The organism is Neptuniibacter caesariensis, assembly GCF_000153345.1.
Lineage (GTDB): Bacteria > Pseudomonadota > Gammaproteobacteria > Pseudomonadales > Balneatricaceae > Neptuniibacter > Neptuniibacter caesariensis.
Window position 1 is genome coordinate 587,485 of sequence record NZ_CH724127.1, and the last position, 8,702, is coordinate 596,186.

Annotated in this window: 5 protein-coding genes; 2 read left to right on the forward strand and 3 right to left on the reverse strand. The window is 44.0% G+C overall.

All coding sequences use genetic code 11. The features are described 5' to 3' along the window. Window positions 1-859 precede the first annotated feature (859 nt). Complete coding sequence (locus MED92_RS18720; RefSeq protein ID WP_007022729.1) at window positions 860-1,717, reverse strand: hypothetical protein; 858 nt, start codon at window positions 1,715-1,717, stop codon at window positions 860-862. Between the two features lie 888 nt (window positions 1,718-2,605). Here MED92_RS18720 and MED92_RS18725 point away from each other — a divergent pair. Both MED92_RS18725 and MED92_RS16540 read left to right on the forward strand, forming a co-directional pair. After that, complete coding sequence (locus MED92_RS18725; RefSeq protein ID WP_162010875.1) at window positions 2,606-5,344, forward strand: EAL domain-containing protein; 2,739 nt, start codon at window positions 2,606-2,608, stop codon at window positions 5,342-5,344. 142 nt (window positions 5,345-5,486) lie between these two features. Then, window positions 5,487-6,683 (forward strand): EAL and HDOD domain-containing protein, encoded by a 1,197-nt coding sequence (locus tag MED92_RS16540; RefSeq protein ID WP_007022732.1) that lies wholly within the window; start codon window positions 5,487-5,489, stop codon window positions 6,681-6,683. A 30-nt stretch (window positions 6,684-6,713) separates the two neighbouring features. Here MED92_RS16540 and MED92_RS16545 read toward each other — a convergent pair whose 3' ends face one another. Both MED92_RS16545 and MED92_RS16550 read right to left on the reverse strand, forming a co-directional pair. Then, window positions 6,714-7,994 carry a GGDEF domain-containing protein gene (locus MED92_RS16545; RefSeq protein WP_040663171.1) on the reverse strand — a complete coding sequence of 427 codons (1,281 nt, stop codon included), beginning with the start codon at window positions 7,992-7,994 and terminating at the stop codon, window positions 6,714-6,716. A 201-nt stretch (window positions 7,995-8,195) separates the two neighbouring features. Next, complete coding sequence (locus MED92_RS16550; protein ID WP_007022734.1) at window positions 8,196-8,612, reverse strand: YgaP family membrane protein; 417 nt, start codon at window positions 8,610-8,612, stop codon at window positions 8,196-8,198. Window positions 8,613-8,702: the final 90 nt, after the last annotated feature.

Consider the following 8,702-nt stretch of genomic DNA (forward strand, 5'->3'; position numbering starts at 1 on the left):
CCCCCTTAAATATTTAACGCCTAACTCAGCGGGTAGAGCGCGGCAACAATCGGTTACTTGTTGAATTACCTGAAAGCACTTTTTATTTTATTCCATAAAAATGTGTTCAAGCGATTCACAGAGACCATATAAGCGAATCCAAAAGTGGCCATTGCTGGAACCATACCTAACCAACTATAGAAAGACTCAATATTACGTAGAGAAAACATAACGCCCGTTAGTATTATGGCTGCGAGGACACTGATAACTGCCCCCAACTCTGAAGTCACTAATGCTTTGATACTTTGGTTTCTTTTTCTAGCTATGTGCACAGTCCAGAGAGCTCCCCCTGTGGCTGAGATACCAAACATGACAAACCCTATTTCAAATATGACCGAAATTAAAAACGAGTATATGAGTCCAATTAAAATGATTAAGTGTTTATCGTGCATAGCATTTAACGTCAAACTAGACAGCACGCAGAGGGCGTCAAACTGTAGTGTTTTGATTGACTTGTTATGCCTTGGAACATGCAAGTTTGCCCAATTTGAATATATAAAATACGCCTAGAGCTAACGGCACGTAAAGGCAGGCGATTGTGATAATACCTAAAAACATATCTGAGCTGTCCTCTAGGGCCAACACAAACACCATACTCATAATAAGCGGTAGCAATATAGACAGGACAAAAAAGCCAACCGCCTTTTGTAATAGTTGAACCCAGGGGGCCTGGCTCGTGATAGCCGACTTTTTTAAACTGAAATAGGTGCTCAGAAGCGCTAATAGCATCGTTATTTCAAAAACAGTGATTAGTAAGTCCTCAAAACCGAAGTAATTTATAAAATCCATTTTCTTCACTTATTTATGCATAACGCCTCAATCAGCCGCCACTTTCAGCGGTCGCTTGCATTGATTTGTTAGAGTTGTTTTGCAATATTTCTAGAATATTTTCAGTAACATCTAAATATCGCATATCGTTGTCAGTATTATTGATGACTGATTTGTATTCTAACTCTTTCAATTCAGGTGCATTTTTAGACAACCAGTCTAAGTATGTTAAAAGCTCCTCACTCCATGCAGATATGCTTTCATTAGGGTTTTCTTGAATCGTGGCATTAATTCGTTCTGAGATAAAAGATGCTCTAAAGAGATAAAACAAGGTTTTTGACTTTTTTTCCAAGTAGCCTTCTAGACGCGATATTAACTCCCAAGCCTCATTTACTCCCTCCCACTCAGAGAGTGTCCTAGTTCTTAACATTGCCAATTCATCATTTCTATCAAACCCCAAGTACTCCATGTGCCTGATAGCTGCCATCTTCTCGTTGGTGTAAATAAGATCTGCCATATCATCAAATTCACCAGTGCCATTTTTATAACTGATGTGATTATCAATTTCATCTTTGACATACTCTAAGCTCCGGCCCAATTCATAAGCTTTGAGCATATCGCCAACAGTGATATCTGGTTGCTGATCAACTGCTAATTTTGCAGGGCTAAAGAAGAATACAATCACAAATACCGCTATTGCTCCTCCTGCTCTCACCCAGCTTCCTACTTGCACATTCAGGAATCCCGGTATGAATGCTGCAACACCAGCAGTCGCTATAGCCAACACAATTTTGAATACTTCATATTGGAAGGGCTTTGGACTTGGTATAAAAATAGCGATAACTAAAATAGCAATTACGAAGATTACGCCAAACAAATATGCCAAAAGCTTTTCAGTAGATTTTTTCATATGCACTTCCATGTCTAACAAAAACTCTATCGCCCAACATAAAGGCCGGAGCGCAGCGACGGTCCAAGCCCGAAGGGCGATTTAATTTTTTTGTTATGTGGTGACATTCCCTTCATTACTGAAATCTGGTCCAGGTAAGCGAAATACCAACAACCAATAAGCCTAGGGTTACAAAAAAGTAAACCACAAAGTCAGATACGACCCCATGTTTAAAGCCAACCAAACCATCCCTCATGCATAGAAGTGAAATTACTAGAAATCCAATTCCTAACCAAAGGTGCTCATTGGTTCTTGCTTCTATGTAGATACCTATAAAAACAGGCCCTAGGAATGCACCTACCCAAGCAAAAGCAACACCCTTGGCTCCTATAAAGGTTGTATAGAAATCTCTTCTCATAGGTACCTATTTTGCTGACACATAACATTTAAATAACAAGCGTGCGCGTTTTTCGGGCGCCGTAGAAAATCAAAATGACAGTAATGAATTGAATCTAAATAGCTTTTAGACAGCACTGCCATTTTCCTCCGATAAAAACGAGCATGCGCGTTTTGATGACTGACTGTGCTCATATATCTGCACAGCAAATTCCCTAAGGGCCTAATATGTAATCGATTAATCGAAAAGGCAAGGGTTCCTAGCTGCTAGGTTCTAGTAACTAGTGCCTAGCAGAAGTCTGCTGATGGCACATAGCTACCGCCGCTTTTCACTGGTTTTTACCGCTATTACCAGACCTCTGCTGTTTTTATCTGTTTCTATCTGCCTCTTGCAGTTCCTTCTTCTCTCTAGTCGCGAAGCGACGTCCTATCCATTACGTCCATTCGGACTAATGATTTGTAGTGAGGCTTTGCATTACAATGACCTGCAAAGACTTCTACTTAGTAGGGATTATGAAGTTTCGTACTAAAACTATTCTGGGTGTCGCGTTAATTGAGCTTGTGCTGCTGGGTATTCTTACGCTCAATGTCATCTCTATGCTGCGAGATTCGAATCAGGAAGAAGCAACCCGTAAAGTTAAACTGACTGAAGCGCTGATTCTGGCGGCGAGTGAGAGCGCGATATTTTCTTACGATGTAGCTACCCTTCAGTCTCTGGCGGACAGCATTATCCAGACTGAAGAGCTGGCTTACGTGCGCTTCTGGGATAACGATTACAACATTCTTGCTGAAAGCTGGCTGTTAAGTGAACAAGACGCCAGCGACTTTTACCTTTCATCAGAAACGCTACATAAAACAATTCCGATTGAAGTTTCGGGGCAGACGTCCGGTTTTGCGCAATTTGGTATCGATCAGGGCTACATTGCCAGTGTCTTGAACCGAGCGATTAATCAAACGGTGTCGCTGGCGTTGTTTGAAGTCATTCTTGTTGCCATTTTTTCTGCTGTACTGGGGGTGTATTTAACCCGGCAACTGAATAGCCTGACGTTTGCATCGAATAAAATCAGAGATGGACATTTAGGGTTCACTTTACCGGTACGTGGTAATGATGAGCTCGCTGATGTGGTTCGATCCTTTAATACAATGTCGACCACCTTGAAGAAGCTGGAAATTAAAGAATCGCAAGAGAAGGAGCAGTTAGAAATTGCTCATCAGCGGATGCGATCGTTACTGGATAATTTTCCATTTTTGATCTGGCTAAAAAACACGGATGGTGAGTTTTTATCTGTGAATAAAGCGTTTGCTGAAGCCTGTGGCAAAAAAGATCCTCTGGAGGTTGAAGGGCTAACGGACTTTGATGTTTGGCCGGTAGACCTCGCGAATGATTATCGTCTGGATGATTTAAAAGTCATCACTAGCAGTCAAGGCAAGGTCGTAGAAGAGAAAGTTGAATCTGATGGTGAACGTACCTGGATTGAAACCTTCAAGTCACCGGTTCTGCATAACAATGAGGTGATTGGCACGGTTGGTTTTGCGCGTGATGTCTCTGACAGGAAACACGCAGCTGAGCGTCAGCGTAAAGCAGAAGCTATTTTTAACTCAGCCTCCGAGGCGATTCTTCTGTCTGATGCCTATTCAAAGGTAAAGATGATTAATCCGGCTTTCACAAAGATCACCGGGTATGAAGAGTCAGAAATTATAGGCCAGAACGCGTCTATGCTCAGCTCCGGTCAGCATGATAAAGAGTTCTATCGGACTATGTACGCGGCTTTGGAAACGGAAGGGTTATGGCAAGGGGAGGTTCATAACCGTAAGAAAAATGGTGAGCTCTATGTTCAGTGGCAGACCGTTGTTGCTTTGAAAGATGGTAACGGGAATGTTGATGAGTACCTCGCCATTTTTAGTGATATTACTGAAAAGAAAGAAGCTGAAGAAGAGATTAAATACCGGGCTAACTATGATCAGTTAACCGGCTTGCCGAACCGAACTCTGCTGCATGAGTTATTAAGGCAAGAGCTTCAACATAGTCGCAGGGAGTCGAAAAAGTGCGCGGTTATGTTTCTTGATCTGGACCATTTTAAAAGGATTAATGACACCCTGGGCCATGCGGTCGGTGATCTGTTATTGCAAACGGTTTCTGAACTGTTGCAAGAAACCATCCGGGAATCTGATGTGGTTGCCCGTTTAGGGGGCGATGAATTTATCGTTATCTTATCGGATGTGGACAATGCCACTGATATAAGTACGGTGGCCGAGAAGATTGTTTCTGTGCTGGATACCCCTCTGTCTATTGACGACCATGAAATTCGAACCTGCACCAGCATTGGCATTGCCGTCTATCCTGATGATGCGTTTGAAGAGGGTGAGTTACTTAGTCATGCTGATATGGCGATGTATAAAGCCAAGGAATCAGGGAGAGGCCAATACCGGTTCTTTAATGCTGATATGGCGAAGGAGATTCGCTCTTCCCGTTCTATTGAGATAGAGCTCAGAAATGCTATTGAGAATGAGGATCTTGCGGTTGCCTTCCAACCCATTGTTAGCATGGGTGATAAGGCTATTCTGGGATTTGAGTCACTCATGCGATGGCCAGAGAGCGCAAACCATAACACATCAATCGAGCAATCTATTCGCAATGCTGAAGAGTTTGGGCTGATTCAGCCGTTATTCGAGGTGGTTTTCGAGAAAGCTGCTCGAGAGTTCAGCCGATTGCCTTTGAGGAACGATAATCCTCAGCTTTATTTCTCGATTAATGTATCTTCGCATCAGATACCAGAGCGTTTGTCGCTAGAGTGGATCGAAGAAAGGTTGCGCTATTATGGGTTGGCGAATGAAAATTTAGTTCTAGAGTTAACAGAGGGAATTTTCCTCTCTGATTCCCCTGAAAATCTGAGGTGGTTTAAGCGTGCCAGAGATAAGGGGATAAGAATTGCGCTGGATGATTTCGGTACTGGATACTCATCTTTAGCGTATCTGAAACGTTTTACCGTTGATTTCCTGAAAATTGATCGAAGCTTTATTGCCGATCTTGATGAGTTAGGTGCTGATTACTCTTTGGTTAAATCAGTATTAGCCCTATCTGATGCTTTTGGACTCAAGGTCATTGCAGAAGGCGTTGAAACGGAGAAGCAAGCTTCTATATTGGCCGAACTCGGCTGTAAAACAGCGCAAGGTTATTATTATGGAAAGCCTAAGATTGTAACCGGTTCGACCTCATCTCATCATAAAGGTGGCAATTCTTCCGTTTCTTAAATTCGTTGTGTGAGTGAGGTAAGTTTCAGCATGGGCTGGAAACTTACCCATTTGCATTGTTAAATTCACCTTATTGGCTTTTAAGTTGATCCAGTAAATATCGCTTTCATTAGTAAAGATAGGGCTTTGCTGTAGGGAAATTATGAACGGACCGATTCTTTTTGCTCGTCAGCCTATTTTCGATACTGAACTGAATACCTATGCGTATCAGTTGCTGTATCGCGACAATGAAGGAACGGGCCCCGATCCTGAATTTGATGGGGTAGCAGCAACCACCCAGGTACTGGTGAATGCATTCAGCAACCTGTGTGAAACGGGCCAGAATAAGTTTCTTCCTGCCTATATCAACTTTAATGCAGAGTGGTTGTTTGACGGTTTGTTACCTTCTGTCCCTTTAGAAACGCTGATTCTCGAAGTGGAAAGAGACGAAGATATTACCGATTCCGTTCTCGAACAGCTGACTGAGTTGTCTGATGCAGGGTACCGACTCAGTGTTTCGGCAGATTCTGATGCTCGGCTCCATCCGCTGGCTACAATTATCACCATCGATATTCAGAAATACTCTGCGGAAGACTTAAAAACCTACTGCCATCAATTTAAAGCATTAGGAAACAAAGTCATTCTGGCGGACAAAGTAGAAACTTATAACGAGTTTCAGTTGTGCCGTACTGCGGGGTGCGATCTTTTTCTGGGGTACTTCTTTGCCAGGCCTCAACTGGTTAAAGGCAAGAAACTGGCGCGTAATGAACTGGTGATGCTGCAGTTGATCGGTGAGGTTCACAACCCTGATGCCTCTCCTGAGAGTATCGAATCGCTAATCCAGAAAGACCCTCAGTTAGTGACTGCACTGCTAAGGCTGGTGAACTCTGCTGCTTTCAAGGGTAATCGTTCGATAGCGAGTATTGCTGAGGCGATTGTCGTTTTAGGGCTGATAGAGCTTCGTAAGTGGGTATTGATACTTTCGCTAACACGGAATGAGCAGGTGCCCGACGAGCTGATCCATAGCCTCCTGCTAAAAGGCCGAATGTGCCAAATTTTAGCGGAGGGTGACGATGAAATTGATCCGAGTACTGCGTTTATGTCGGGGATTTTATCCGGTATCGATGCCCTGTTTAGTATTCCGCAAAAGGAGTTGATGGAGCAACTCCCCATCGAATTTGAGATTAAAAGAGCGGTGGCAGGTGCCCGTAACGCTTTGGGCTTATTGCTACACGATGTGCTTGCTTACAATCGTGGCGAATGGGAAGCGGTCTCTGACGAGTACACTCAGCAGCAACTATCCCTTGCGTATACTGAGGCGCATAGTTGGAGCAATGAGGCGTTAAAAGGCTTGTCCTGATTGAGTGGGCTACTTTCTGTGGCCCATCGCTTACGCATAATCTTTACGATGGCCTCGACGGCGGGATTTCGCTTCTGGCTGATAATGAACGGCAGTTGAGCAGTTTCGGCCATTTTTCTTCGAAGTGTACAGGGCTTCGTCAGCTTTTTTGATGACCGCATGTGGGTCAGGAATCTCAGCTGTTTTTTCGCAGAAGCCGATACTGATGGTCACGCTAACGATCTCGCTGTCATCTTCCTTACTGCGCATCTTCTGGCCCTGTTCGTTATCATCAGGACGGTTCTGATTACGAATATGCATAGGGTAGTTAGCGATGGTTTCACGAAGTTGTTCTATGTAGGGGAGCGCTTCGGCTTCGTTCTTACCCGGAAACACTAAGGTAAATTCTTCGCCACCATAGCGATAGGCTTTACCACCGCCGCTGACCTGATTCAGTTTTGCCGCAACCATCTTCAAAACCTGATCCCCGACATCATGACCGTAGGTATCGTTAAACTTCTTGAAGTGGTCGATATCGCACATGGCCAGGGTATATTTTTTCCCTAGCGTTGAAAGTTTATCTTGTAGAGCACGGCGGGCTGGAATACTGGTCAGCTCGTCGATAAAGGCCATACGATAAGAGTTTTGTACCACTGAGATAGCCAGTGCAATCAGGCTGGCCGAGACAAACAGCCCCGATATCATGGGTTGGTTAAACCAGCTAAGCATAATCAGTGCTGAGATCAACGAGGCAAATAGAGCGGCATCAGTGTAGGTTTTTCGCAATAGGAATGAAAGAAGTATGGGTAATAAACCCAGTGTGAAAGCGATTGCAGCCGCTTCGCTGAGATAATACTCATGGAGTAGCATCTCCAGCATCATCATAGGCAGCTCTGGAAGGTAGAGGCCCAGTGAACCATTGCTCCAGATGAGGCCCAATGCACCATAACTGACGGCGATTAGTAATACACGGATAATACCTATAGGCGTTAGCAGACCGCGTTCTTTATAAAACGCTATCAGCCCCAGATGTAATGGTAGCAACAGCGAAATTATACTGAACAGGACAAAGGCATCGGGTTGGTTAAGGCTGGTTTGCAGGCCGTTCTGAATCAGCCAATAGGCACAGGTCAGATTGAGTGCTGCAAAGAGTATCCGGCTACGGTTAAATCCGTAGCCAAGCAGAGCCACCACAATTGCAAGCGGGTAAGGCGTCAGCGTGAGAATTTGCTGATACTCGTGGCTTAATTGTGCCGTTGCTGGGAGTAGTATTCCTGCCCCACACAATAGAATGAGTGAAGGGAGAATTAAGCCTGCTGTCCTTAATAACATCAGTAAGATTCGAACCTGACCAGTTTAAACCTGCCCATTGTAGCTGGAACGAAAATAAAAATATTGTTTTAAGGCAATAAAAAAAGCCGGGCAATATAGCCCGGCTCAAGGCGGATATAGGGTGTGTAACCCCGGAGAAATGAAGGTCCACTTAAGGATGAGGTTTTAAGTAGACCTTTTGATTCTTAGGAAGCTTGGTTCTTAGCTTACGACTTCGGTTTTCTTGAAACCGAGCATTTTGGCGATCATCATCGCAGGGCACCAACCAGTGAAGGCTGATTGGGCCAGGCTTGCACCGACTACAGCGGTGACGACTAACAACATGATATCAGCGCTCAGGAACAGAACCGGTGCGACGGTAAGCAGAACAATAGCGCCGGCAATAATATGCAGTCCCTGATTAACACTCATACCAGCCATTGAGCAGCTCTCAGCTTTTAAGCCCATTTTCTGGAAGAAGAAAACGGCAGGGCACCATTGCGTGAAACCTGACTGGAAAAGGTTCAGGCCAACAAAGCCTGTCAGGAAGTACCAGTTAGCGTTGATGTAGGTTCCCATCGCCAAACTGAAAAGGATTACAACACCTGCCATCAGGCGCAGCGCAGCATTAATAGACATATAGACTCCGTGCGAGTTTTGCTCATTCGATAGGTGTATTATATATAAGTAATATCTAATATAAATATTAAATCCTATTTTATTTTTTTA

Coding starts and splice junctions, on each gene's coding strand:
- MED92_RS18720 (WP_007022729.1), bottom strand. CDS start 1,717: ATGAAAAAATCTACTGAAAAGCTTTTGGCATATTTGTTTGGCGTAATC.
- MED92_RS18725 (WP_162010875.1), top strand. CDS start 2,606: ATGAAGTTTCGTACTAAAACTATTCTGGGTGTCGCGTTAATTGAGCTT.
- MED92_RS16540 (WP_007022732.1), top strand. CDS start 5,487: ATGAACGGACCGATTCTTTTTGCTCGTCAGCCTATTTTCGATACTGAA.
- MED92_RS16545 (WP_040663171.1), bottom strand. CDS start 7,994: ATGTTATTAAGGACAGCAGGCTTAATTCTCCCTTCACTCATTCTATTG.
- MED92_RS16550 (WP_007022734.1), bottom strand. CDS start 8,612: ATGTCTATTAATGCTGCGCTGCGCCTGATGGCAGGTGTTGTAATCCTT.